The 23738-nt window shown below is 60.2% G+C and carries 22 protein-coding genes and 4 pseudogenes; 16 read left to right on the forward strand and 10 right to left on the reverse strand.

Going from position 1 to position 23738, the window contains the following annotated elements; translation table 11 throughout:
- Window positions 1-59: 59 nt before the first annotated feature.
- A complete protein-coding gene (locus tag AC3IX1_RS27890; RefSeq protein WP_007975155.1) occupies window positions 60-548 on the forward strand; it encodes an Lrp/AsnC ligand binding domain-containing protein in 489 nt (162 codons plus the stop codon).
- 138 nt (window positions 549-686) lie between these two features.
- Here the strand turns inward: AC3IX1_RS27890 and AC3IX1_RS27895 are convergent, their stop codons facing one another.
- The gene (locus AC3IX1_RS27895) at window positions 687-1040 is read right to left on the reverse strand and encodes a YkgJ family cysteine cluster protein (RefSeq protein ID WP_057398678.1); all 354 of its coding nucleotides are present in this window, start codon (window positions 1038-1040) and stop codon (window positions 687-689) included.
- Between the two features lie 147 nt (window positions 1041-1187).
- Here AC3IX1_RS27895 and AC3IX1_RS27900 point away from each other — a divergent pair, with 147 nt between their 5' ends.
- A complete protein-coding gene (locus AC3IX1_RS27900) occupies window positions 1188-2495 on the forward strand; it encodes an NAD(P)/FAD-dependent oxidoreductase (RefSeq protein ID WP_489386556.1) in 1308 nt (435 codons plus the stop codon).
- Between the two features lie 157 nt (window positions 2496-2652).
- Here the strand turns inward: AC3IX1_RS27900 and AC3IX1_RS27905 are convergent, their stop codons facing one another.
- Complete coding sequence (locus AC3IX1_RS27905) at window positions 2653-2898, reverse strand: DUF1127 domain-containing protein (protein WP_489386557.1); 246 nt, start codon at window positions 2896-2898, stop codon at window positions 2653-2655.
- Between the two features lie 179 nt (window positions 2899-3077).
- Between AC3IX1_RS27905 and AC3IX1_RS27910 the strand changes: the two genes are divergently transcribed.
- Both AC3IX1_RS27910 and AC3IX1_RS27915 read left to right on the forward strand, forming a co-directional pair.
- Entirely contained in the window at window positions 3078-4511 is a 1434-nt protein-coding gene (locus AC3IX1_RS27910; RefSeq protein WP_489386558.1) for an aminotransferase-like domain-containing protein, read from the forward strand.
- A gap of 60 nt (window positions 4512-4571) precedes the next feature.
- The gene (locus AC3IX1_RS27915) at window positions 4572-6146 is read left to right on the forward strand and encodes a phospholipase D family protein (protein ID WP_489386559.1); all 1575 of its coding nucleotides are present in this window, start codon (window positions 4572-4574) and stop codon (window positions 6144-6146) included.
- A 169-nt stretch (window positions 6147-6315) separates the two neighbouring features.
- Here the strand turns inward: AC3IX1_RS27915 and AC3IX1_RS27920 are convergent, their stop codons facing one another.
- Together AC3IX1_RS27920 and AC3IX1_RS27925 are read right to left on the reverse strand one after the other, a co-directional pair.
- Complete coding sequence (locus AC3IX1_RS27920; protein ID WP_489386560.1) at window positions 6316-7458, reverse strand: MFS transporter; 1143 nt, start codon at window positions 7456-7458, stop codon at window positions 6316-6318.
- Between the two features lie 193 nt (window positions 7459-7651).
- Window positions 7652-9145 carry an aldehyde dehydrogenase gene (locus AC3IX1_RS27925; RefSeq protein WP_489386561.1) on the reverse strand — a complete coding sequence of 498 codons (1494 nt, stop codon included), beginning with the start codon at window positions 9143-9145 and terminating at the stop codon, window positions 7652-7654.
- Window positions 9146-9368: 223 nt separating this feature from the next.
- Here AC3IX1_RS27925 and AC3IX1_RS27930 point away from each other — a divergent pair, with 223 nt between their 5' ends.
- Together AC3IX1_RS27930 and AC3IX1_RS27935 are read left to right on the forward strand one after the other, a co-directional pair.
- A complete protein-coding gene (locus AC3IX1_RS27930) occupies window positions 9369-9731 on the forward strand; it encodes a cupin domain-containing protein (protein WP_489317683.1) in 363 nt (120 codons plus the stop codon).
- Between the two features lie 189 nt (window positions 9732-9920).
- Complete coding sequence (locus AC3IX1_RS27935; RefSeq protein ID WP_489386562.1) at window positions 9921-10133, forward strand: hypothetical protein; 213 nt, start codon at window positions 9921-9923, stop codon at window positions 10131-10133.
- Window positions 10134-10275: 142 nt separating this feature from the next.
- On the opposite strand, the gene rpmG is transcribed toward AC3IX1_RS27935, so the two are convergent.
- Together rpmG and rpmB are read right to left on the reverse strand one after the other, a co-directional pair.
- Window positions 10276-10431, reverse strand: a complete 156-nt coding sequence (gene rpmG / locus AC3IX1_RS27940; protein ID WP_003177274.1) for a 50S ribosomal protein L33 — start codon at window positions 10429-10431, stop codon at window positions 10276-10278.
- 11 nt (window positions 10432-10442) lie between these two features.
- Window positions 10443-10676, reverse strand: coding sequence for a 50S ribosomal protein L28 (gene rpmB / locus AC3IX1_RS27945; RefSeq protein WP_007975166.1), 234 nt, complete (start codon window positions 10674-10676; stop codon window positions 10443-10445).
- Between the two features lie 446 nt (window positions 10677-11122).
- On the opposite strand from rpmB, the gene AC3IX1_RS27950 reads away from it, so the two are divergent.
- A complete protein-coding gene (locus AC3IX1_RS27950; protein ID WP_489386563.1) occupies window positions 11123-12709 on the forward strand; it encodes an ABC transporter substrate-binding protein in 1587 nt (528 codons plus the stop codon).
- Window positions 12710-12839: 130 nt separating this feature from the next.
- On the opposite strand, the pseudogene AC3IX1_RS27955 reads toward AC3IX1_RS27950, so the two are convergent.
- Window positions 12840-13001, reverse strand: a pseudogene (locus AC3IX1_RS27955) (JAB domain-containing protein); the annotation flags it as partial.
- Window positions 13002-13140: 139 nt separating this feature from the next.
- On the opposite strand from AC3IX1_RS27955, the gene AC3IX1_RS27960 reads away from it, so the two are divergent.
- Genes AC3IX1_RS27960 through AC3IX1_RS27970 form a run of 3 tightly spaced genes read left to right on the forward strand, consistent with a single transcriptional unit; the run spans window position 13141 to window position 16402 of the window.
- Window positions 13141-14400: a tyrosine-type recombinase/integrase gene (locus AC3IX1_RS27960; RefSeq protein ID WP_150798389.1), complete on the forward strand. Its 1260-nt coding sequence runs from the start codon at window positions 13141-13143 to the stop codon at window positions 14398-14400.
- Window positions 14397-15389 (forward strand): tyrosine-type recombinase/integrase, encoded by a 993-nt coding sequence (locus tag AC3IX1_RS27965; RefSeq protein WP_150798388.1) that lies wholly within the window; start codon window positions 14397-14399, stop codon window positions 15387-15389. Before AC3IX1_RS27960 ends, AC3IX1_RS27965 begins: the two co-directional genes overlap by 4 nt.
- Window positions 15386-16402, forward strand: a complete 1017-nt coding sequence (locus tag AC3IX1_RS27970; protein WP_150798387.1) for a tyrosine-type recombinase/integrase — start codon at window positions 15386-15388, stop codon at window positions 16400-16402. The genes AC3IX1_RS27965 and AC3IX1_RS27970 overlap by 4 nt, the downstream gene beginning before the upstream one ends.
- Window positions 16403-16625: 223 nt before the next feature.
- On the opposite strand, the pseudogene radC reads toward AC3IX1_RS27970, so the two are convergent.
- Window positions 16626-17144 (reverse strand): annotated as a pseudogene (gene radC / locus AC3IX1_RS27975) (RadC family protein); the annotation flags it as partial.
- Between the two features lie 135 nt (window positions 17145-17279).
- Between radC and coaBC the strand changes: the two are divergent.
- The 5 genes and pseudogenes from coaBC to AC3IX1_RS28000 all read left to right on the forward strand — a co-directional run.
- Window positions 17280-18488, forward strand: coding sequence for a bifunctional phosphopantothenoylcysteine decarboxylase/phosphopantothenate--cysteine ligase CoaBC (gene coaBC / locus AC3IX1_RS27980; RefSeq protein ID WP_102700099.1), 1209 nt, complete (start codon window positions 17280-17282; stop codon window positions 18486-18488).
- A 5-nt stretch (window positions 18489-18493) separates the two neighbouring features.
- Window positions 18494-18949: a dUTP diphosphatase gene (gene dut / locus AC3IX1_RS27985; protein WP_007975171.1), complete on the forward strand. Its 456-nt coding sequence runs from the start codon at window positions 18494-18496 to the stop codon at window positions 18947-18949.
- Window positions 18950-19215: 266 nt separating this feature from the next.
- Window positions 19216-20592 (forward strand): annotated as a pseudogene (locus AC3IX1_RS27990) (phosphomannomutase/phosphoglucomutase); the annotation flags it as partial.
- Window positions 20593-20609: 17 nt separating this feature from the next.
- A complete protein-coding gene (gene argB, locus AC3IX1_RS27995) occupies window positions 20610-21515 on the forward strand; it encodes an acetylglutamate kinase (RefSeq protein ID WP_008047078.1) in 906 nt (301 codons plus the stop codon).
- A 59-nt stretch (window positions 21516-21574) separates the two neighbouring features.
- Window positions 21575-21676: pseudogene (locus AC3IX1_RS28000) on the forward strand (metal ABC transporter ATP-binding protein); the annotation flags it as partial.
- 13 nt (window positions 21677-21689) lie between these two features.
- Here the strand turns inward: AC3IX1_RS28000 and pyrE are convergent.
- The gene (gene pyrE, locus AC3IX1_RS28005; RefSeq protein ID WP_011336558.1) at window positions 21690-22334 is read right to left on the reverse strand and encodes an orotate phosphoribosyltransferase; all 645 of its coding nucleotides are present in this window, start codon (window positions 22332-22334) and stop codon (window positions 21690-21692) included.
- A gap of 82 nt (window positions 22335-22416) precedes the next feature.
- Here pyrE and crc point away from each other — a divergent pair, with 82 nt between their 5' ends.
- Window positions 22417-23196, forward strand: coding sequence for a catabolite repression control protein Crc (gene crc / locus AC3IX1_RS28010; RefSeq protein ID WP_003176915.1), 780 nt, complete (start codon window positions 22417-22419; stop codon window positions 23194-23196).
- A gap of 167 nt (window positions 23197-23363) precedes the next feature.
- Here crc and AC3IX1_RS28015 read toward each other — a convergent pair whose 3' ends face one another.
- Window positions 23364-23732 (reverse strand): DUF4870 domain-containing protein, encoded by a 369-nt coding sequence (locus tag AC3IX1_RS28015; RefSeq protein WP_489386564.1) that lies wholly within the window; start codon window positions 23730-23732, stop codon window positions 23364-23366.
- Window positions 23733-23738 lie beyond the last annotated feature (6 nt).

Genomic DNA, 23738 nt, shown 5'->3' on the forward strand with positions numbered 1-23738 from the left:
AGCGCCTATATTTGGCGACAATTCTCGGCAAAAACCCTTTTCACGGAGGCGCATCCCCTATGCGTACCAACACTCAGACCAAACGTGAGCTGGACAAGATTGACCGCAACATCCTGCGGATCCTGCAAGCGGACGGGCGGATTTCCTTTACGGAGCTAGGAGAAAAGGTCGGGCTATCGACCACGCCCTGTACTGAGCGGGTCCGGCGTCTGGAGCGCGAAGGGATCATCATGGGCTACAACGCCAGGCTCAATCCGCAGCACCTGAAGGGTAGTCTGCTGGTGTTCGTCGAGATCAGCCTGGACTACAAATCCGGCGATACTTTCGAGGAGTTCCGACGTGCGGTGCTGAAATTGCCCCATGTGCTGGAGTGTCATCTGGTGTCAGGGGATTTCGACTACCTGGTGAAGGCGCGGATTTCCGAGATGGCTTCGTACCGCAAGTTGCTGGGAGACATTCTGCTCAAGCTGCCCCACGTGCGCGAGTCCAAGAGCTATATCGTGATGGAAGAGGTGAAAGAGAGCCTGACTCTGCCGATTCCGGATTGAGATGCGCGATGCATGTTCAGCCGCTTTCGCGAGCAAGCCCGCTCCCACAGTGGATCAGTGTCGAACACAGACTCTGTGTTCACTGAAGATCGAATGTGGGAGCGAGCCTGCTCGCGAATACAGGCGATTCGGTCTTTCTTAAACCAACACCTGTCGGTTCGAAGCCATGTACTCGAACACCTGCTTCTCCACCCGCGGATGAATCAGCTCCACCGGCCCGCGCCCATTGGGGCACGGCAAGGTCTTGGTGGTACCGAACAAACGGCAGATCAGCGGCCGCTCGTCATACACCGTGCAACCATTCGGCCCCAGATGCACACAGTTGAGTTCTTCCATGGCGGCATCCTGCTCGGCGCGGGTCTTGCGCGGCAGACGCGACATTTCTTCGGGCGAGGTGGTCACCGGCCCGCAGCAGTCATGGCAGCCGGGAACGCACTCGAACGAGGGAATCTGCTGTCGCAATGTGCGGATTGTCTGGCTGTTGCAGCTCATTGCAGCGGTGACCAATTGCGGAATAGAGCGCGATTCTGACGCAAAAGCCCCGATCCAGACAGCACCAGCCGACCAATGTTGCCCCCCCGGGAAGGTCCGGCTTATGCTCCGTCAGGTTTTCCAAACGCAAGCATCAGGAACACGCACATGAATGCCCGTGCTCAACAGCCTGCCCTGAACCACACCGCGTCCTACTACGCCGCCAGCAGCCTGCCGCAGCCCGAACTTCCGGCGCTCAAAGGCGAAGTGCTGGCCGATGTATGTGTGGTGGGCGGCGGGTTTTCGGGGCTAAACACGGCGATTGAGCTGGCCGAACGCGGCCTCAGCGTAGTGTTGCTTGAAGCCCATAGAATCGGCTGGGGCGCCAGTGGTCGCAATGGCGGGCAGCTGATTCGCGGCGTAGGCCACGGCCTCGATCAGTTCAGCAACGTCATCGGTGCCGAAGGCGTGCGGCAAATGAAGCTCATGGGCCTGGAAGCAGTGGAAATCGTCCGGCAACGGGTCGAGCGCTTCCAGATCCCCTGCGACCTGACCTGGGGCTACTGCGACCTCGCCAACAAGCCCCGTGACCTCGAAGGCTTCGCCGAGGACGCCGAAGAACTGCGCAGCCTCGGCTACCGCTACGAAACCCGTTTGCTGCAAGCCAACGAGATGCACACCGTGGTCGGCTCCACGCGTTACGTCGGCGGCCTGATCGACATGGGCTCGGGGCACCTGCATCCACTGAACCTGGCCTTGGGCGAAGCAGCCGCGGCACAACGACTGGGGGTCCGGCTGTTCGAGCACTCGGCCGTGACACGCATCGACTATGGCCCCGAGATCAAGGTCCATACCGCCGAGGGCTCGGTGCGCGCCAAGACCCTGGTGCTGGGTTGCAATGCCTACCTCAATAACCTCAACCCGGAACTCAGCGGCAAAGTCCTGCCCGCCGGCAGCTACATCATCGCCACCGAACCGTTGAGCGAAGAACTGGCTCACGCCCTGCTGCCGCAGAACATGGCTGTCTGTGATCAGCGAGTGGCGCTGGACTACTACCGGCTCTCGGCGGACCGGCGCCTGCTGTTTGGCGGCGCCTGCCATTACTCGGGCCGCGACCCGAAAGACATCGCCGCGTACATGCGCCCGAAAATGCTGGAAGTCTTTCCGCAACTAGGTGGGGTGAAGATCGATTACCAATGGGGCGGCATGATCGGCATCGGCGCCAACCGCCTGCCGCAGATCGGGCGACTCAAGGACCAGCCGAACGTGTACTACGCCCAGGCCTATTCCGGTCATGGCGTGAATGCCACGCACTTGGCCGGCAAGCTGCTGGCCGAAGCCATCAGCGGGCAGCACAGTGGCGGCTTCGACTTGTTTGCCAAGGTGCCGCACATCACTTTCCCCGGCGGCAAGCATTTGCGCTCGCCGTTGCTGGCGTTGGGGATGTTGTGGCATCGGCTTAAAGAGTTGGTCTGAAGGATTGTCGGTGTCAGCTCTGACGCCTTCGCGGGCAAGTCGGATCGCCGCACCGCCGCTCTCACAGGGATTACTGGTGTTCACAAGATTTGTGTTCACCACCTAAACCTGTGGGAGCGGGCTTGCCCGCGAAGAGGCCTAAACAACACTGCAAAGCTCAGATCCGCCAGAAAGGCTTAAGCCCTTCCTCCCGCGCCTGCTCCCGCGTCAGCCCGATATCCTTGAGCTGGTCGGGTGTCAGCGCCAGCAACGCCTTGCGCGTGTGCAGGCGACGCCAGAACAGATCCCAGTGACTCAGGCCGGACGACGCGTTGCCCATAGACCCATGGCGTGCGTTGTCCGTTTGACCTGCCGCCAGTTCCTGACTGTGTAACGTCAGCCGCACATCGCTCAAACCGTTCATCTTGGATGCTCCTGTTTACTTGGGTAGCCAGAGGTTCCATGATGCGTGGGCGCGCAAAAGCATTACAGATTCAAAGCAACTGTATTAACTCCATACAGTTTTGCCGATTCCGACACTGAATCCCGATTTTTTGCCCGATCTGTACTGGTTAACCGAATCACCCCTATCGAGGCTGCACCATGACCCTTTACGTCAACCTCGCCGAATTGCTCGGCACACGTATCGAACAGGGCTTCTATCGCCCTGGTGACCGGCTGCCTTCGGTACGGGCGCTGAGCGTCGAGCACGGTGTCAGCCTGAGCACGGTGCAGCAGGCCTATCGGGTGCTGGAAGACAGCGGGCTGGCCATGCCACGGCCCAAGTCCGGGTACTTCGTCCCGGCCAGTCGCGAGCTGCCGGATTTGCCGGCAGTCGGCCGCCCGGCGCAACGGCCGGTGGACATTTCCCAATGGGATCAAGTGCTGGAGTTGATTCGCACCGTGCCGCGCAAAGACGTGGTGCAACTGGGCCGCGGCATGCCGGACATCACCAGTCCGACCATGAAACCGCTGCTGCGTGACCTGGCGCGAATCAGCCGGCGGCAGGACATGCCCGGCCTGTATTACGACAACATCCACGGCAACCTCGAACTGCGCGAACAGATCGCTCGCCTGATGCTCGATTCCGGCTGCCAGTTGAGCGCCAGCGAACTGGTGGTCACCACCGGTTGCCATGAAGCGCTGTCCACCAGCATTCGCGCAATCTGCGAGCCCGGCGACATTGTCGCGGTGGACTCGCCGAGCTTTCACGGCGCGATGCAGACCCTCAAGGGCCTGGGCATGAAAGCCCTGGAAATCCCCACCGATCCGCTGACCGGCATCAGTCTTGAAGCTTTGGAACTGGCCCTGGAGCAGTGGCCGATCAAGGTCATACAGTTGACCCCCAACTGCAACAACCCGTTGGGCTACATCATGCCGGAGTCGCGCAAACGCGCGTTGTTGACGCTTGCGCAGCGCTATGACGTGGCGATCATCGAGGACGATGTGTATGGCGAACTGGCCTACACCTACCCGCGCCCGCGCACGATCAAGTCCTTCGACGAGGACGGTCGCGTCCTGTTGTGCAGCTCGTTTTCCAAGACCCTGGCGCCTGGTCTGCGAATCGGCTGGGTCGCGCCTGGCCGCTATCTGGAACGGGTGCTGCACATGAAATACATCAGTACCGGATCCACCGCGCCACAGCCGCAGATCGCCATCGCCGAATTTCTCAAGGGCGGCCACTTCGAACCGCATTTGCGGCGGATGCGCACGCAATACCAGCGTAATCGCGACGTGATGATTGATTGGGTGACCCGCTACTTCCCGGCCGGTACTCGCGCCAGTCGCCCACAAGGCAGCTTCATGCTGTGGGTGGAATTGCCCGAAGGCTTCGACACCCTGAAACTGAATCGTGCATTGCACGACCAGGGCGTACAGATTGCCGTAGGCAGCATTTTTTCCGCCTCGGGAAAGTACCGCAATTGCCTGCGCATGAACTACGCTGCCAAGCCAACACCGCAGATCGAAGACGCGGTGCGCAAGGTGGGTGCGACAGCGATCCAACTGCTGGCGGAAACCGATCAGCTCAGCGACTGACTTTTCTTCGGGAATCAGCGTCCATATGCCTATCTGCGCCGCCAAACGGAACGATCCTACGTGAGAGTCAGACAGCCCCTGCTTGCACTTCTGCTGCTCTCCTCGTTCCTGGGCGGTTGCTCCAGCTTCGACGTTCAGCGTGTGCCGAGCCAGGCGCTACCGGCTGCAGACTCCGCATTCGGCCGCTCGGTCCAGGCACAGGCCGCACCTTACAAGGGACAATCGGGCTTTCGCCTGCTATCGGACAGCACCGAGGCCTTCACTGCCCGCGCCGAACTGATCCGTAACGCCCAAAGCAGCCTCGACTTGCAGTACTACATCGTGCACGACGGCATCAGCACGCGCATGTTGATCGAAGAGTTGCTCAAGGCCGCCGACCGGGGCGTGCGGGTGCGGGTACTGCTCGACGACACCGCCAGCGACGGCCTGGACCGGGTCATCGCGACCCTCGCCGCGCACCCGAACATCCAGATCCGCGTGTTCAACCCGCTGAATCTTGGCCGCAGCACCGGCGTGACGCGTACCGTGGGCCGACTGTTCAATCTATCGCAACAACATCGGCGCATGCACAACAAGCTGTGGCTGGCGGACAACAGCATGGCCATCGTCGGCGGGCGAAATCTGGGGGACGAGTATTACGATGCCGAGCCCAACATGAATTTCACTGACATCGACATGCTCAGTGTCGGTCCGGTTGCCGAGCAACTCGGGCATAGTTTCGACCAGTACTGGAACAGCGCCCTGAGCAAACCGATCGACGAATTCCTGTCGAGCAAACCTACACCCCAGGACCTGGAAAACACCCGCACCCGACTGGAAGAGTCCCTGGCGGAAACGCGCAAACAGAATCACGCACTCTACAAACACTTGATGACCTTCACCACGCACCCACGCCTGGACATCTGGCGCCGCGAGCTGATCTGGGCCTGGAACCAGGCACTGTGGGATGCGCCCAGCAAGGTACTGGCCAAGGGCGAGCCCGATCCGCAGTTGCTGCTGACCACGCAACTCGCACCTGAACTCAGTAACGTCAGCAAAGAGCTGATCATGATCTCCGCCTACTTTGTGCCCGGCCAGCCGGGGCTGGTGTACCTGACCGGGCGCGCCGATGCCGGCGTTTCGGTAAGTCTGCTGACCAATTCACTGCAAGCCACGGATGTTCCCGCGGTACACGGTGGTTACGCGCCCTATCGCAGGGCGCTGCTGGAGCATGGCGTGAAGCTGTACGAGCTGCGTCGCCAACCCGGCGATGAAGGCAGTAGCGGTAGTGGACCGCATCTGTTTTCCAGCAGTTCCTATCGCGGCTCTGATTCCAGCCTGCATAGCAAGGCGATGATCTTCGACCAGCAGAAATCCTTTATCGGCTCGTTCAATTTCGATCCGCGCTCAGTGCTGTGGAATACCGAAGTCGGCGTGCTGGTGGACAGCCCGGAGTTGGCCGCACGGGTCCGCGAACTGGCGCTACAGGGTATGGCTCCGGCCCTGAGTTATCAGGTGGAGCTGGAAAACGATCAGATTGTCTGGACCACCGAAGACGACGGAAAAATGCACACCCTGATCAAAGAGCCAGGGAGTTGGTGGCGGCGCTTCAATGCGTGGATGAGCAATACGGTGGGCCTGGAGAAGATGTTGTAATCCCGATTCAGCAGGGCTTTTGTGGCGAGGGGGCTTGCCCCCGTTGCGCTGCGAAGCAGTGCCAAACCCTGCAATCGCATTTTGTCTGACTTACCGGGTTGCTTGCTTTTACGACTGCTTCGCAGCCGAACGGGGGCAAGCCCCCTCGCCACAGATTCCGCGCTCGTCGCTAAGCCGGTTGCGCCACACCAAACGCCCCTTGCCGAGACACCACAATCAACACGCCCAAGGCCCCCGCCGCCATCAGCAACGGCAACGCATGGCCGTTGATCCACTGGCTGCCGGCGCCTGCCAGCAGCGGCCCGACCAGGCAACCGATCCCCCACAGTTGGGCGATGTGCGCGTTGGCGCGTACCAGTGCGTCGTCGCGATAACGCTCGCCGATCAGGATCAGTGACAAGGTGAACAACCCGCCAGCGCTGGCGCCGAACAGCACCCACAAAGGCCAGATCAGCAGCGTGTCGATCAGCATCGGAATCGCCAGGCTCGACAACAACAGGACCACCGCACAACCCGTGAACAACGCCCGACGCGACAAGCGATCGGCCAACGCGCCAATCGGCAGTTGCAGCACCGCATCGCCGACCACCACCGTACTGACCATCGCCAGGGCGATTTCCGTGGTGAAGCCCTGGCGCAGGCAATAGACCGGCAACAGCGTCAGAATCATCGCCTCGAACGCGGCGAACAGCGACACCGCCCAGGCAATCGCCGGCAGGCCGCGACAGAACGCGAGCAGATCACTGAAGGTCACGCTGCTGGCCTCGCTGCTCGGCGCGCCACTGCGGCCCAGCAACAGGAACGGAGCAGCCAAAAGCAAACCGACTCCCACCCAAAAGCCATAGTCATGCTCGGTACCGAGGAAGCCCAGCAACACCGGCCCTGCCAGCTGACTCAAGGCGTAGCTGCTGCCATACAGCGCCACCAGCCGCCCGCGCCATTGCTCGACCACCAGCTGATTGATCCAGCTTTCACCGATGATGAACACAAGGGTCAGGATTACCCCGATCATCAGTCGCAGCACCAGCCAGATCGGATAGCTCGGCAACAGCGCCAGCAAACCGATCGAAACCGCCCCGGCCCACAGGCACAGGCGCATCAGATTGGCCGTGCCGAATCGCGCCGCCAGATGGCTGGAGATTTTCGCCCCCAACAGGACGCCGATGGCCGGCATCGCTGCCATCACGCCAATGGCAAACGAGCCGTAGCCCCAGCTTTCCAGGCGAAACGACACCAGCGGCATGCTGACACCCAGGGCCAGGCCGACACTCAGGACAGATGCCAAAACGGCGAAATAAGTCGCCCAACGCATGTTCCACGCTCCTGTGGATAATTATTGTTTTTACAGACGGCACAAAACACTGTGGGAGCGAGCCTGCTCGCGATGACGGAGCAACATTCAACATTTTCGTCGACTGTCACACCGCTATCGCGAGCAGGCTCGCTCCCACAAGGGATCTGCGTCGTTCGGGAGGCCTGCTCTACAACAGGCCTCCCTTAACGGCTTACAACTTGATCCAGGTCGCCTTCAGCTCGGTGTATTTGTCGAACGCGTGCAGGGACTTGTCGCGACCGTTACCGGACTGCTTGAAGCCACCGAACGGAGCCGTCATGTCGCCGCCATCGTACTGGTTGACCCACACGCTACCGGCACGCAGTGCGCGGGCGGTGAGGTGAGCCTTGGAGATGTCGGCAGTCCAGACCGCAGCGGCCAGGCCGTACGGCGTGTCGTTGGCGATCGCGATGGCTTCTTCGGCGCTGTCGAATGCGATGACCGACAGTACCGGGCCGAAGATTTCTTCCTGGGCGATTTTCATCGCGTTGCTCACGCCGTCGAAAATCGTCGGTTCAACGTAAGTGCCGCCCGTTTCCTGGAGCGTACGCTTGCCACCGGCCACCAACTTGGCGCCGTCGGCATGACCGGACTCGATGTAGGACAGCACGGTGTTCATTTGCTGGGTATCGACCAGCGCACCAACGTTGGTCGCAGGATCCAGCGGATTGCCCGGCTTCCAGGTTTTCAGTGCCTCGATCACCAGCGGCAGGAATTTGTCCTTGATCGAACGCTCGACCAGCAGGCGCGAACCGGCGGTGCAAACCTCACCCTGGTTGAAGGCGATGGCGCCGGCTGCGGCTTCGGCAGCGTCTTGCAGGTTCGGCGCATCGGCGAACACGATGTTCGGGCTCTTGCCGCCGGCTTCGAGCCAGACACGCTTCATGTTCGACTCACCGGAGTAGATCAGCAGCTGCTTGGCGATCTTGGTCGAACCGGTGAACACCAGGGTGTCGACGTCGTTGTGCAGGGCCAGGGCCTTGCCGACGGTGTGGCCATAACCCGGCAGCACGTTGAGCACGCCTTTCGGGATGCCGGCTTCGACAGCCAGTTCAGCGATGCGGATGGCGGTCAGCGGGGATTTTTCGGACGGCTTGAGGATCACCGAGTTACCGGTGGACAGCGCAGGACCGAGTTTCCAGCACGCCATCATCAGCGGGAAGTTCCACGGCACGATGGCGCCAACCACGCCCACCGGTTCACGGGTCACAAGACCCAGTTGATCGTGCGGAGTGGCTGCTACTTCGTCGTAGATCTTGTCGATGGCTTCGCCGCTCCAGCTCAGGGCTTGCGCCGCGCCGGGAACGTCGATGTACAGGGAATCGCTGATCGGCTTGCCCATGTCCAGGGTTTCAAGCAGGGCCAGCTCTTCGGCGTGCTGTTTCAGCAGGCCGGCGAAACGGATCATGGTGGATTTGCGCTTGATCGGCGCCAGGCGCGACCAGACACCGGAATTGAAAGTGGCGCGAGCGTTTTCCACGGCGCGCTGGGCATCGGCGGCGTCACAGCTGGCAATCTTGCCCAGCAGACGGCCATCGACCGGGCTGATGCACTCGAAAGTCTCGCTAGAGACGGCGTCGGTGTATTCGCCATTGATGTAGGCGCGGCCTTCGATTTTCAGGTCGCGGGCACGTTGTTCCCAGTCGGCACGGGTCAGGGTGGTCATGCGAGTGTCCTCCTCTTATTGATACGACACCCGCGTTCTTCGCGGGCGCTGTCAGGAATTCTGCCCGGCCAGCCTGCTTTTCGGCCCAAGGCATCCACCACCCTAAACCAGCCGCACATGAAGTTTCAATATATTTGACATAACACCGGCAAACGGCCTTGCGATGTTCATTTTAATAAACATAGACTTTGGACCTTTCTAGCAATCACGGGGGATAACAACAATGAACATCCAGAACGTCGTCGACTTCAGCCAGGCCACCACCGCCGCCGAACGCTACCGCCCAGATGCAGCCAAGGTGCTCAAGGGCGACCCGGAACAAGCCGTTTACAACCACTACAACAGCCCTTGTGGCCAGCTGAACGCTGGCGTGTGGGAAGGTGCAGTCGGGCAGTGGACAGTGAACTTCACCGAGCACGAATACTGCGAGATCCAGCAGGGGGTTTCGGTGTTGCGTGACAATGACGGCAATGCCAAGACCCTGCGCGCAGGCGACCGCTTCGTGATCCCCGCCGGATTCAAAGGCACCTGGGAAGTGCTGGAGCCATGCCGCAAGATCTACGTGGCGTTTGAACAGAAGGCTTGAAGCAAGATCATCGAAATACCCGAAAGCCCGTCCATTGTGACGGGCTTTTTCATGAGCGGGCCCCGGCAAACATCGCGATACAGTACAGCAGGTGATAAATAATCGAGGCTGCTCCAGTATTTCTTCACGGCATCCAAGACGGATGTCGGGAGCAATTTCGCTCACTCACCAATTGCAAGGAAGCGGTAAATGACCATTGATTTGAAACAACACCTGGACACAGCCATTCAGTACATCGGCCGCCAATACTCCGAAGAGCTGCGTGAAGAGCTCGCCAACAAGACCGGGCTGGCGGTACGTCCGAGGGGCATCGGGTTCATCATGACCAAAGACTACAATCCCGCACGGATCAATCTGCTGGTTGAAAACGAAATCATCACCCATGTCACCATGGGCAATTGATTTACGCTAAACAATGCGTCGCGCCAATCAGCACTAAAGTGCTGTGACTTGATCAGATTGAAGCGCTACCCGTTTTTTCAAGCACAACAAAAAAGGCCCGTATCTCGCGATACGGGCCTTTTTCGTAAGAGGGAAAAATCAATTACTTGATTTTGCCTTCTTTGTAGATCACGTGCTTGCGAACAACCGGATCATATTTCTTGATCTCGATTTTGTCCGGGGTAGTACGCTTGTTCTTGTCGGTAGTGTAGAAGTGACCAGTACCGGCGCTCGAAATCAAACGAATCAATTCACGCATGATTAGCTCCCTTAAACCTTGCCATCGCGGCGAAGTTCGGCCAGCACGACAGTGATGCCACGCTTGTCGATGATACGCATGCCTTTGGCAGATACGCGCAGACGCACAAAACGTTTCTCTTCTTCAACCCAGAAGCGGTGATGCTGCAGGTTCGGCAGGAAACGACGACGGGTTTTGTTGTTTGCGTGGGAAATGTTATTCCCAGTCACCGGACCCTTACCGGTAACTTGACATACTCTAGACATGCCTCAGCCCTCTAAAACCACATGCCCAACCCGGCATGGGTTGGCCGCTTAATCTCTCAGTCATTTGGCGCCAGGCGCCGCGTTTCTTTAGAGGTCTTACCGGCTACACCTACAGTGAAGGAACCGGGCCCCTAGAAAAGAGCGCTGCTTTATACCAGAAAGACTGGAGAGCAACAACATTCGGTGTGCGTTGAATTCACAAAACCCCCATATTTCGGGCTCCGAGCGCCTTAGACAAAGGCTATCATCGATGGCGACCGCTCGTCGCAGAGAATCGGCCAACCGGCCAAACCAGGATTTTGCTCGCCCGCCTCACAGCAAATTCAGGCGCCTATAGTCCCCTGAAAATGAAAAAGGGGATAGTCATTTGCAAAAGAGCCCACTAGGGTAAGCCTTTTCCAGACTGCACTTGCAGATGGGCCTTCGACCTGTAAAGGAAGCCGACCATGCGCCTCGCTGCCCTACCGCTGTTGCTCGCCCCGCTTCTGCTGAGCCCACAGGCCTTTGCCGCCGCCTTGAGCGTCTGCACCGAGGCCAGCCCTGAAGGCTTCGACGTGGTGCAGTACAACTCGCTGACCACCACCAACGCCTCGGCCGATGTGCTGATGAATCGCCTGGTGGACTTTGACACGACCAGTGGCAAAGTGGTCGCCAGCCTCGCCGACAGCTGGGAAGTCAGCCCCGACGGCCTGACCTACGTCTTCAAGTTGCACCCGCAGGTGAAATTTCATCGCACCGAGTACTTCACCCCAACGCGCGACCTGAACGCCGAAGACGTGATTTTCAGCTTCGACCGCATGCTCGACCCGGCCAATGCGTGGCACAAAGTCGCCCAGAGCGGCTTCCCCCATGCACAATCGATGCAGTTGCCGGCGCTGATCAAGAAGATCGACGCCCTCGATCCGCAGACCGTGCGTTTCACCCTCGATCACCCGGATTCGACTTTTCTGGCGACCCTGAGCATGGGCTTCGCTTCGATCTATTCAGCCGAATACGCCGAGAAACTGATGAAGACCGGCACACCCGAGAAGCTCAACAGTCAGCCGATCGGCACAGGGCCCTTCGTTTTCACCCGTTTCCAGAAGGACGCCTCGGTTCGCTACAAAGCCAACCCCGAGTACTTCGGTGGCAAACCCTCTGTAGATCCGCTGATCTTCGCCATCACGCCGGACGCCAACGTACGCCTGCAGAAGTTGCGCCGTAACGAATGCCAGATCGCCCTGTCGCCCAAACCTCTGGACGTACAGGAAGCGCTGAAAGAGCCGACCCTGAAAGTCGAAAAGACTGACGCGTTCATGACCGCATTCGTCGGCATCAACAGTCAGCATCCGCCACTGGACAAGCCTGAAGTCCGCCAGGCCATCAACCTTGCCTTCGACAAGGCCAACTATGTCAAAGCCGTGTTCGAAGACACCGCCGAGGCGGCCAACGGTCCGTATCCGCCCAACACCTGGAGCTACGCGAAAGGCCTGCCGGGTTACCCTCACGACATTGCCAAGGCCAAAGCCTTGATGGCCAAGGCCGGACTCAAGGACGGCTTCCAGACCACCATCTGGACCCGCCCTTCCGGCAGCCTGCTTAACCCCAACCCAAGCCTTGGCGCTCAATTGCTTCAGTCTGATCTCGCGGAAATCGGCATCCAGGCCGAAATCCGCGTGATCGAATGGGGCGAACTGATCCGCCGCGCCAAGGCCGGTGAGCACGACTTGCTGTTCATGGGCTGGGCAGGCGACAACGGCGACCCCGACAACTTCCTCACGCCGCAGTTTTCCTGCGCCGCGGTCAAGTCCGGCACCAACTTCGCCCGCTACTGCAATCAGGACCTGGACAAGCTGATCAGCGCCGGCAAGACCACCGGCGAGCAAGGTGTGCGCAGCAAGCTCTACGAACAGGCCCAGGCGCAGATCCAGCAGCAGGCGCTATGGCTACCACTGGCCCACCCGACGGCCTTCGCGCTGACGCGCAAGGATGTCGAGGGGTACTCGGTCAGCCCGTTCGGCCGGCAGGACTATTCCAAGGTCAATATCAAATAACCCGCCATACACAAAACCCTGTAGGAGCGAGCTTGCTCGCGATGGTCGTGAACGATAACGCGGGAAGCCAGACACCCTGCAGCGTTCTCGGGTTTATCGCGAGCAAGCTCGCTCCTGCAGGGGCCATGCACTACATCCACCCATACTCAGCCATCGACAGCGGATCGCCGTCGCCAATGATGAAATGGTCGAGCACCCGCACGTCAATCAACTCCAGCGCCTTTTGCAGGCGCTTGGTCAGCACCCGGTCGGACTGACTGGGGTCGGTGTTGCCCGACGGGTGGTTGTGGCAGTTATGTGCCCCGTTTTCTTATGTGTCCGAAGGCGGCGACACCGGCGTAGATCAAGGATTTCGGCCCAGCATCAGGGCACATAACCGCAGGCCAAGCGCAGCATGACATCTCCTTCGCTTTTCTAGAGAGGTGGTTGTCATGTTGGAACATCACTTTCGGTCGTTTAAGGCGATTGACCGCATCAAGGCCCTGTGGCTGGGCCCGCAGATCGAGCGTTACGTCCAGTCGCTCGACGAGCAGCACACATCCAATGACACGATTCGGCAGCATGTCCGGGCGCTCGCGCACTTCAACGATTTCGCCATCGCAAGAGGCGCTACGCAGTTGCAGGAGCTTCCCGATCATGTCGATCCTTTCGTCGAACGATGGAAGGCCGAACATGGCGGCTGGTGCAAGAACGCCCAGGACAGGGCGGCAGTTGTCGCGCAAAGCCGTATTCCCGTAGAGCGGATGTTGTGCGTGGCCTTGTCCGGCTACACGCGACCGAGCAATAAGCCCGCCATGCCGTTTTCCGTCTCCGTCCCGGGCTTTTTCACCTTTCTGGTGGAGGAGAAGGGGTTGCTCCGTACCACACTGCACAATTACATCTACACGCTGCGTCCATTCGAGTCGTACCTAGCGCAAGCCGGTATCGCCTTGGCCGGACTGACGCCTGCTTGCATCACCAATTTCCTCAGCGAGCGCGCAAAAACCCTACACAAATCCGGCATGCTCAACAGCGCAGGGGCCTTGCGCGTCTTTCTCCGCTATCTGCACCGAGAGGGCATCGTGGTCACGGATCTCGTGCACAGTGTGCCGCGCGGGCGCAGCTACAGGCAGGCCTCCATTCCTCGCGCCATTCGCTGGGAGGATGTCAAGCGACTGCTTGCCAGCATCGATCGGCGCTCGGACCTGGGTAAGCGCGACTATGCCATTCTGGTGCTGCTGGCCAGCTATGGGCTGCGTGCCAGGGAGATCGCGGCCCTCTGCCTGGACGACTTCGACTGGAAGCACGCCCAGGTCAGTATTCCCATGCGCAAAGGCGGGCACTCGACCCGCTATCCACTCTCGGCGACAGTCGGCGAAGCGGTCATTGAGTATCTGCAGGTTCGACGCACCGACGTGGCGCATCGCCAAGCCTTTCTCACGGCCAGGTCACCCTACGCGCCCATGCGGCACACCACGGTTTCATCGATGGTCGGCATCCGACTACGGGCCGCCAACATCCAGGTGTCCCGGGCGGGATCACACACCCTGCGCCACGCCTGTGTGCAGCATCTCGTCGAGGCCGACGTCCCCTTCAAGGTCATCGGCGACTACGTCGGCCACCGCAGCCCGGCTTCCACATTGATCTACGGCAAGGTGGCGCTGCACAAGCTGCGCGAACTGGTCATCGCAACCGCGGAGGATGTGTTATGACCGCTCACTGGAATGGTTTTCACAGCCCCCTCGCACCTCACATCGAACAGTATCTGCGCGCCAAGCGGGCCATGGGATGCAAGTTCGCCAACGAAGACCGCCAGCTGCGTCTGCTCGACCGGTTCCTGGATGAGCAAGGCATCGAAAGCATTGAGGTGATCGATGCCGGATGCCTGCAGGCCTTCCTGGTCTCTCGTCATCGCACCAACCCACGCAGCTACAACAACTTGCTGAGCCATGTGCGACGGCTGTTCGACTGGACCGTCAGTCAGCAGCTGCTCGCGGCGTCCCCTGTACAAGCCAGGGTGCAGCCGCAGACGGCCCGGCGGCTACCTTTCCTGTTCCCGCCCGAGGCCATCCGACAACTGCTGGTCCATGCCAAGGCATTGCAGGACAACTCGCGCGCGCCGCTGCGGGGCGCCACCTACGAGATGATCTTCGCCTTGCTGGCCGGCCTCGGCCTTCGGGTTAGCGAGGTAGCCCGCCTGCAATGGGGCGACGTAGATACGGAGCGCGAAGTCCTGGAGATCCGAAACACCAAGTTTGGCAAGGACAGGCTGGTGCCATTCGGTCCCAAGCTGGCTGCCAGGCTGCGCGGCTATTTGGTCCTACGCGAGGCCCGAGGTTATGCCTGCGCGGGTGCCTGTTTCCTGTTCTCCTGGAATGGGCGAGACCCCATCAGCACGAACAGCATCCGCAATACGTTCCGCGATGACCTGCTGCCGCAATTGGCCCTGGATGTCCCAGCCGGTGTCTTCGGACCGCATGTCCACGGACTGCGTCATTCGTTTGCAGTCCGAACGCTGCTGAGGTGGTATCGCCAGGGGATTGCGCCTGCCGATCGCCTGCATCACCTGTCGACCTTCCTCGGGCACGTCAACCCAGCCAGCACGGCCGTGTACCTGACCATCACCAGTGACCTGCTCAGTGCTGCCAACCAGCGCTTCGAGGTCTTTGCACCCTTGCTTGCCGAAGAGGTGGCGCCATGAAACTCCAGAGTTTTTCATCGGTCATCCATGGCTACATCCTAGACTACCTTCCCCGGCACAAGGGCTTGCAGCCCAGCACTATCCGCAGTTATCGCGACAGCCTGCGCCTGTTCCTGGTCTTCGTCGCCAGAGCGCATCACCGGGGCGTAAGCGAACTGGAGCTGGAACATCTGGACTACCACGCGGTGCTAGCTTTCCTGCGCAACATGGAGGTAGAACGTGGCAACGCCATCAGCACGCGCAACCAGCGCCTGGCGGCGCTGCACGCGCTCTACGAGTACATCGGCCGCACAGTCCCCGAGATGCTACCGTCCTGCGCAAAGGTCGCGGCCATTCCGATGAAGCGCTGCCCTCTGCCGGAGATGAAGTTTCTGGCACGCGATGAAGTCGAAGCCTTGTTCGCCAGCATTCCCGCTCAGGACAGGCTCTCGATACGCGATCGCGCGCTCTTGATGCTGCTGTACAACACGGGGGCACGAGTCTCCGAAGTAGCCCAGTTGACGGTCGGCCAGCTCGATTTGCAGTTGCCCGCCCAGGTTCGATTGCTGGGCAAAGGCTTGAAGTGGCGGACCTGCCCCTTGTGGAGCCAGACAGCAAAGGCCTTGCAAGCCATGCTGGACGAACGCGCCGCCTCCTTGGGGCCAGCCGAGTCGGTGTTCGTCGGGACGGGCGGAGCGCCGATGACCCGCTTCGGTATCTACAAGCGCATCCGCCACCTTGCGCAGGCCTGGGAGGCCTCGGCCAGGCCCTTTTCGCAGGTCCGGGTCACGCCGCATGTGTTTCGGCATACCACCGCGGTTCATCTGCTCGAAGCTGGCGTCGAGGTAAATGTCATTCGGGGCTGGCTGGGGCACGTCAGGCTGGAGACGACCAACCGGTATGCCGAGATCACCATCCGCATGAAGACCGATGCTCTGGAGCTGTGCGAGCCCGTCACTGCAAGCCTGGGACGCTCGCGCAAACCCGCGTGGCAGGACGATGCCGCAATGCTAGCCTGGCTGTCGTCCTTGTAGTCACGACCCGCGGCTGGGCTGGACGACCTGCTTTCGCTTCGCTTGATCGTCCAGCCTCACAACAACCATCCATCTGCCGATCGGGCGGGGATTCGCCGTCTTGGCGGCTCGCCCGTTATGTCTCCTGCGACTGGGCCGAAATCCTTGATCTACGCCGGTGTCGCCGCCTTCGGACACATAAGAAAACGGGGCACATAACAGTCATTTTGTGGCGCGCCACAAAATGACAGAGGATCAATGCCGCTGCGTTGTTTGCCAGGGCGCGCTTGACCACCTCTCGCGGATGAACGCTGGTGTTGTCGATGGAGCCGCGGAACAGCGTCTCGAACGCCAGTACCTGATGCCTGGAATCGAGAAACAGACAACCAAACACCTCGTGTGGCTCATGGCGCAGCATCGACTTCAGGTACTCGCGAACCGCGTGCGGATTCTCCAGTGCCGATTTTTGGCGCGCACGCTCGGCCAGATGACGCCTGCTCATTTCTTGCGCAGCCTGCAACTGTGCAAATTTCGCCGGCCCAAGTCCCAACTGCTTGCTGAACGTTTCCTGATCGGCCTCAAGCAGCAAACGCAGACTGCCAAACTGATTCAACAGGTGTCGCGCCAGATCTACGGCACTTTTGCCTACCACCCCCGTGCGTAAAAAGATCGCCAGCAGTTCGGCATCCGAAAGGCTTCCCGCGCCCTGTTCAAGCAACCTCTCCCGCGGCCGTTCCGTCGCCGGCCAATCGCGAATACTCATAGCACCTCCCTGTCTGTGGGCACCGCTGTTCCGTAGCGGTCGCTGTGATATCGTAGCCCATCTTTTTTGCGGGCGAATTCACCCTGGGGAGGGGGTTTCGCCACGTATGTCACCAACGAATTGAAAGGCAGGCCTATGCAGCGGCTGTATCGGAAACGCATTGTTCTGGGCGTCGGCGGCGGTATCGCTGCCTACAAGAGCGCCGACCTGGTTCGCCGCCTGATCGATCAGGGCGCCGAAGTGCGCGTGGTCATGACCCGTGGCGGCGCAGAGTTCATCACGCCGCTGACCATGCAGGCCCTGTCCGGGCACCCGGTCCACCTGGACCTGCTGGACCCGGCGGCTGAAGCGGCCATGGGCCATATCGAACTGGCCAAATGGGCCGACCTGGTGTTGATCGCCCCCGCCACGGCGGACCTGATCGCCCGTCTGGCCCAAGGCATAGCCGATGACCTGCTGACCACGCTGGTGCTGGCCACTGACGCGGTAGTCGCCGTTGCGCCGGCAATGAACCAGGCCATGTGGCGCGATCCGGCGACCCAGGCCAACCTGCAAACCCTCGAAAGCCGCGACATCAAGGTCTTCGGCCCGGCCTCTGGCAGCCAGGCCTGCGGCGACGTCGGCCTGGGGCGCATGCTCGAAGCCCTTGAACTGGCGCAGTGCGCCGCCGACTGCTTCCAGCGCCAGGCACTGACCGGTAAACACGTGCTGATCACGGCCGGCCCGACCCAGGAAAACATCGACCCGGTGCGCTACATCACCAACCACAGCTCCGGGAAAATGGGCTTTGCCCTGGCTGAAGCCGCCGTGGAAGCCGGTGCCCGCGTGACCCTGATCACCGGCCCCGTGCACCTGCCGACTCCGGATCGTGTCACCCGCATCGACGTGGTCAGCGCCCGCGACATGCTCGCTGCCTGCGAAGCGGCGATCCCTTGCGACCTGTTCATCGCCTCGGCAGCGGTTGCGGATTACCGCCCGGAAGTCGTCGCCCCACAGAAACTCAAGAAAGATCCTACGAACGGCGACGGCTTGTTGCTACAGATGGTGCGTAACCCGGACATCCTGGCCACCATCGCCACTCGCCCCGACCGCCCGTTCAGTGTCGGTTTCGCCGCCGAGACCGAACACCTGCTCGATTACGCTGCGCGCAAGCTGAAAGACAAGAACCTCGATTTGATCGTCGCCAATGACGTCGCCAACCCGAGCATTGGCTTCAACAGCGAAGAAAACGCCTGCAGCGTCATCGACCGCGAGCTTCACGCCACACTTTTCGCCCAGACCAGCAAGAGCAAGATTGCTCGCCAGCTGATCACCTTTATCGCCGAACGTCTGAACCAGGTTTAATTTACATGCACGCTTTGCAAGCCAAGATCCTCGACCCCCGCATCGGTACCGAATTCCCGCTGCCGCAATACGCCACACCGGGCTCCGCCGGCCTCGACCTGCGCGCCATGCTGGAACAGGACACCGTGATCAAGCCGGGTGAAACCGTGCTGATCCCCACCGGCCTGTCGGTCTATATCGGTGACCCTAACCTGGCGGCGCTGATTCTGCCGCGCTCGGGGATGGGCCATAAGCACGGCATCGTGCTGGGCAACCTGGTGGGGCTGATCGACTCCGATTACCAGGGGCCACTGATGGTCTCCTGCTGGAACCGTGGCCAGACCGAGTTCACCATGCCGGTCGGCGAGCGCCTGGCGCAACTGGTGCTGGTGCCGGTGGTGCAGGCTCATTTCGAGATGGTTGAAGAGTTTGTTGAAACCGAGCGCGGCACTGGCGGTTTCGGTCATACCGGTACCCGCTGACCCGGTCACGCTCTTTTTGTGGCGAGGGATCTGGCTCCCTCGTCGCAAAATTCAAATTGTCATCTGCAAGGTTTAGCTCCGAAAATCAAGGCATTGCCCGGTCAAACCCTTGCCGTCAGGAGCATCATGGCCCTTTCATACCACGAACTCTCTGTGGAAAACGCCGTCATACCCTTCAGTTTGAACCTGCCACCGAATGAATCGGCGGCCTGTCCAGCCACTTTCGAGATGGAGCATTTCCACAGATGAACACCCCGGCCAAAATCGCACCCAAGTTCCCTGACAGCATCTTCCGCGCCTACGACATCCGCGGCACCGTCCCGGAATTCCTGAACGCCGAAACCGCTTACTGGATCGGCCGCGCCGTCGGCTCCCAAAGCCTGGCCCAGGGCGAGCCAAACGTTTCCGTCGGTCGCGATGGCCGTCTGTCCGGCCCGGAGCTGGTCGCGCAACTGATCAAAGGCATCGCCGACAGCGGCTGCCACGTCAGTGATGTCGGCCTGGTCCCGACTCCGGCGCTCTACTACGCCGCCAACGTACTGGCCGGCAAATCCGGCGTGATGCTCACCGGCAGCCACAACCCGTCGAACTACAACGGCTTCAAGATCGTCATCGCCGGCGACACCCTGGCCAACGAACAGATCCAGGCCCTGCACGACCGCCTCAAGACCAACAACCTGAGCAGCGGCCAGGGCAGCATTGCCCAGGTCGAGATCCTCGACCGCTACACCACCGAAATTGTCCAGGACATCAAGCTGGCCCGTCGCCTGAAAGTGGTCGTCGACTGCGGCAACGGTGCGGCCGGCGTGATCGCCCCGCAACTGATCGAAGCGCTGAACTGCGAAGTCATCCCGCTGTTCTGCGAAGTGGACGGCAACTTCCCGAACCACCATCCGGACCCGGGCAAGCCTGAAAACCTCGTGGACCTGATCGCCAAGGTCAAGGAAACCAATGCTGACATCGGCCTGGCCTTCGACGGCGATGGCGACCGCGTCGGCGTGGTGACCAACACCGGCAGCATCGTCTACCCGGACCGTCTGCTGATGCTGTTCGCCCGCGACGTCGTGGCGCGCAACCCGGGCGCCGAAATCATCTTCGACGTCAAATGCACCCGCCGCCTGATTCCGCTGATCAAGGAATACGGCGGCCGATCGTTAATGTGGAAGACTGGTCATTCGTTGATCAAAAAGAAAATGAAACAATCCGGCGCCCTGCTGGCTGGCGAAATGAGCGGGCACATCTTCTTCAAGGAGCGCTGGTTCGGTTTCGACGACGGCATCTACAGCGCCGCGCGGTTGCTGGAAATCCTCAGCAAGGAAAAATCCTCGGCCGAAGAGTTGTTCGCGACCTTCCCGAACGATATTTCTACGCCGGAAATCAATATCCATGTGACCGAAGAGAGCAAATTCAGCATCATTGATGCATTGCACGATGCGCAGTGGGGCGAAGGCGCCGACCTGACCACCATTGACGGCGTGCGAGTCGACTATGCCAAAGGCTGGGGCCTGGTGCGCGCATCCAACACCACACCGGTGCTGGTGCTGCGTTTCGAGGCCGATGACGAGGCTGAATTGCAACGCATCAAGGACGTTTTCCACGCCCAGTTGAAGCGTGTTGCACCTGATCTCCAACTACCGTTCTGATTCACCCGGAGCCCTGAATGACCCTCGAACGCGAAGCCGCCGCCAACACCGCCAAGGTCCTGTCCGAAGCGTTGCCTTACATCCGCCGTTATGTCGGCAAGACACTGGTGATCAAATACGGCGGCAACGCGATGGAAAGCGAGGAGCTGAAAACCGGCTTCGCCCGCGACATCGTGCTGATGAAGGCCGTGGGCATCAACCCGGTGGTGGTTCACGGTGGCGGCCCGCAAATCGGTGACCTGCTCAAGCGCCTGTCGATCGAGAGCCATTTCGTCGATGGCATGCGCGTCACCGACGCCGCGACCATGGACGTGGTGGAAATGGTCCTCGGCGGCCAGGTCAACAAAGACATCGTCAACCTGATCAACCGTCATGGCGGCAGCGCCATCGGCCTGACCGGTAAAGACGCCGAGCTGATTCGCGCGAAGAAGCTCACCGTTACCCGTCAGACGCCGGAAATGACCACCCCGGAAATCATCGACATCGGCCACGTGGGCGAAGTAGTCGGCATCAATACCGACCTGCTGAACCTGTTGGTCAAGGGCGATTTCATCCCGGTGATCGCGCCCATCGGCGTCGGTGCCAACGGCGAGTCGTACAACATCAACGCTGACCTGGTGGCCGGTAAAGTTGCCGAAGCGTTGAAAGCCGAGAAGTTGATGCTGCTGACCAACATCGCCGGCCTGATGGACAAGTCGGGCACGGTCCTGACCGGCCTGACAACCCAGCAAGTCGACGACCTGATCGCCGACGGCACCATCTACGGCGGCATGCTGCCGAAGATCCGTTGCGCACTGGAAGCGGTCCAGGGCGGTGTGGGCAGCTCGCTGATCATCGACGGTCGCGTGCCGAACGCAATCCTGCTGGAAATCTTCACGGATACCGGCGTGGGCACCCTGATCAGCAATCGCAAGCGTCCTTAAGCGATAGCGCATACAAAAAAGACCCCGCTCGGCCTGGCTCAGCGGGGTCTTTTTTTGCCATGGATCCTGTAGGAGCGAGCCTGCTCGCGAAGGCGTCGTGTCAGTCAACATCAATGTTGAATGATCTACCGCTTTCGCGAGCAGGCTCGCTCCCACAGGTATTTCACAAAGCCATCAGACGCCAAACTGGGCGCGGTACGCTTCCACTGCTGGCAGATGCTGCTTGAGCTGCGGATCGTCCGCGAGGAATTCCAGCACCTGGTTCAGCGAAACAATGCTGATCACAGGAATGCCGAAATCACGCTCGACTTCCTGGATCGCCGACAACTCGCCATTGCCACGCTCCTGACGGTTCAGGGCGATCAGCACGCCGGCGGCCTTGGCGCCGTCCTGGGAGGCGATGATCTGCATCACTTCACGGATCGCGGTGCCAGCGGTGATCACATCGTCAATGATCAGAACGTCGCCGGTCAGCGGTGCGCCGACCAGGCTACCGCCTTCGCCGTGGGCCTTGGCTTCCTTGCGGTTGAAGCACCATGGCAGGTCACGGTTGTGATGCTCGGCCAGGGCCACGGCGGTGGTCGCCGCCAATGGAATGCCCTTGTAGGCCGGGCCAAACAGCACGTCGAAGGGAATGCCGCTTTCAGCAATGGCAGCGGCGTAGAAACGCCCCAACTGCGCCAGGGCCGAACCCGAGTTAAACAGGCCTGCGTTGAAGAAGTAAGGACTGGTGCGCCCGGACTTCAGGGTGAACTCACCGAAGCGCAAAACGCCGCGATCGATGGCAAAACGAATGAAATCGCGCTGATACGCTTGCATGAAAAAAACCCCAAATACCACGGATTTAGCTAATTAGCTTGACGCCGTGTATCATACACGCACGCGATTTTTGGGGCCATTTATGCGGATCATCAGTGTGAACGTCAATGGTATTCAGGCTGCAGTCGAGCGTGGTTTGCTCAGTTGGCTGCAAGCACAGAATGCCGACGTCATCTGCCTGCAGGACACCCGCGCCTCCGCCTTTGAACTGGACGATCCAGCCTTCCAACTGGATGGCTACTTCCTTTATGCCTGCGATGCCGAAGTTCCCGCCCAAGGCGGCGTGGCTTTGTATTCGCGGCTGCAACCGAAGGCTGTCATCAGCGGTCTCGGTTTCGAGACGGCCGACCGCTACGGGCGCTACCTGCAAGCCGATTTCGACAAGGTCAGCATCGCGACCTTGCTGCTCCCTTCGGGGCAGAACGGCGATGAAGACTTGAACCAGAAGTTCAAGCTAATGGACGACTTCGCCCGTTATCTGGATAAACAGCGACGCAAGCGTCGCGAGTACATTTATTGTGGCTCGCTGTACGTGGCGCAACAGAAGCTGGATATCAAGAACTGGCGCGACAGCCAGCAATCTCCAGGCTTTCTGGCACCTGAACGTGCCTGGATGGACGAGATTGTCGGCAACATGGGGTATGTCGACGCCCTGCGTGAAGTCAGCCGTGAAGGCGATCAGTACAGCTGGTGGCCGGACAACGAACAGGCGGAGATGCTCAACCTCGGTTGGCGCTTCGACTATCAGCTGCTGACCCCAGGCCTGCGCCGCTTCGTACGCAGCGCACGCCTGCCACGCCAGCCGCGGTTCTCGCAACACGCGCCGCTGATCGTGGACTACGACTGGACGCTGACCATTTAAGCGTCGTTTCGCAGACACAAAAAAGCCGACAGCAATGTCGGCTTTTTTGTGGGCGGTGATTTGCTTTTCTGTAGAAGCGAGCCTGCTCGCGATGGCCGGTCAGATACATTGATGTCGACTGACACACCATCGCGAGCAGGCTCGCTCCTACAAGGGACCTTCGCTGTTTATTTAATCAACCGCCAGGTGAACGGATACCGATAAGGCTGCCCTTCATTGGCCTTCACCCCGGCAATGATCGTCAGCACCAGCGCACCGATCGCGATCAGGCCAAACAGGAAGAACCCGATAATCACCAGCATCAGCAGGAAGCAGATAGCCGAGGCGATCGCCACAGTGATCTGGAAGTTCAGCGCTTCCTTGCCCTGGGCATCGATGAACGGGTCCATCTCGCGCTTCATCTGCCAAAGAATCAGCGGGCCGATGATCGTGCCGAACGGAATCCAGATCCCCAACAAGGCGGACAAGTGGCAAAACATGGCCCACTGACGCACCTCTTGGCTCGGCGTGGGCAGCGGCAGTTGCTCGTCACTCATGGTGTC

Source organism: Pseudomonas sp. KH_046_2 (assembly GCF_057838985.1).

Bases quoted from the DNA above. Each gene is read 5' to 3' on its own strand.
- AC3IX1_RS27890 (WP_007975155.1), top strand. From the start codon at position 60: ATGCGTACCAACACTCAGACCAAACGTGAGCTGGACAAGATTGACCGC.
- AC3IX1_RS27895 (WP_057398678.1), bottom strand. From the start codon at position 1,040: ATGAGCTGCAACAGCCAGACAATCCGCACATTGCGACAGCAGATTCCC.
- AC3IX1_RS27900 (WP_489386556.1), top strand. From the start codon at position 1,188: ATGAATGCCCGTGCTCAACAGCCTGCCCTGAACCACACCGCGTCCTAC.
- AC3IX1_RS27905 (WP_489386557.1), bottom strand. From the start codon at position 2,898: ATGAACGGTTTGAGCGATGTGCGGCTGACGTTACACAGTCAGGAACTG.
- AC3IX1_RS27910 (WP_489386558.1), top strand. From the start codon at position 3,078: ATGACCCTTTACGTCAACCTCGCCGAATTGCTCGGCACACGTATCGAA.
- AC3IX1_RS27920 (WP_489386560.1), bottom strand. From the start codon at position 7,458: ATGCGTTGGGCGACTTATTTCGCCGTTTTGGCATCTGTCCTGAGTGTC.
- AC3IX1_RS27925 (WP_489386561.1), bottom strand. From the start codon at position 9,145: ATGACCACCCTGACCCGTGCCGACTGGGAACAACGTGCCCGCGACCTG.
- AC3IX1_RS27930 (WP_489317683.1), top strand. From the start codon at position 9,369: ATGAACATCCAGAACGTCGTCGACTTCAGCCAGGCCACCACCGCCGCC.
- AC3IX1_RS27935 (WP_489386562.1), top strand. From the start codon at position 9,921: ATGACCATTGATTTGAAACAACACCTGGACACAGCCATTCAGTACATC.
- rpmG (WP_003177274.1), bottom strand. From the start codon at position 10,431: ATGCGTGAATTGATTCGTTTGATTTCGAGCGCCGGTACTGGTCACTTC.
- rpmB (WP_007975166.1), bottom strand. From the start codon at position 10,676: ATGTCTAGAGTATGTCAAGTTACCGGTAAGGGTCCGGTGACTGGGAAT.
- AC3IX1_RS27950 (WP_489386563.1), top strand. From the start codon at position 11,123: ATGCGCCTCGCTGCCCTACCGCTGTTGCTCGCCCCGCTTCTGCTGAGC.
- AC3IX1_RS27960 (WP_150798389.1), top strand. From the start codon at position 13,141: ATGTTGGAACATCACTTTCGGTCGTTTAAGGCGATTGACCGCATCAAG.
- AC3IX1_RS27965 (WP_150798388.1), top strand. From the start codon at position 14,397: ATGACCGCTCACTGGAATGGTTTTCACAGCCCCCTCGCACCTCACATC.
- AC3IX1_RS27970 (WP_150798387.1), top strand. From the start codon at position 15,386: ATGAAACTCCAGAGTTTTTCATCGGTCATCCATGGCTACATCCTAGAC.
- coaBC (WP_102700099.1), top strand. From the start codon at position 17,280: ATGCAGCGGCTGTATCGGAAACGCATTGTTCTGGGCGTCGGCGGCGGT.
- dut (WP_007975171.1), top strand. From the start codon at position 18,494: ATGCACGCTTTGCAAGCCAAGATCCTCGACCCCCGCATCGGTACCGAA.
- argB (WP_008047078.1), top strand. From the start codon at position 20,610: ATGACCCTCGAACGCGAAGCCGCCGCCAACACCGCCAAGGTCCTGTCC.
- pyrE (WP_011336558.1), bottom strand. From the start codon at position 22,334: ATGCAAGCGTATCAGCGCGATTTCATTCGTTTTGCCATCGATCGCGGC.
- crc (WP_003176915.1), top strand. From the start codon at position 22,417: ATGCGGATCATCAGTGTGAACGTCAATGGTATTCAGGCTGCAGTCGAG.
- AC3IX1_RS28015 (WP_489386564.1), bottom strand. From the start codon at position 23,732: ATGAGTGACGAGCAACTGCCGCTGCCCACGCCGAGCCAAGAGGTGCGT.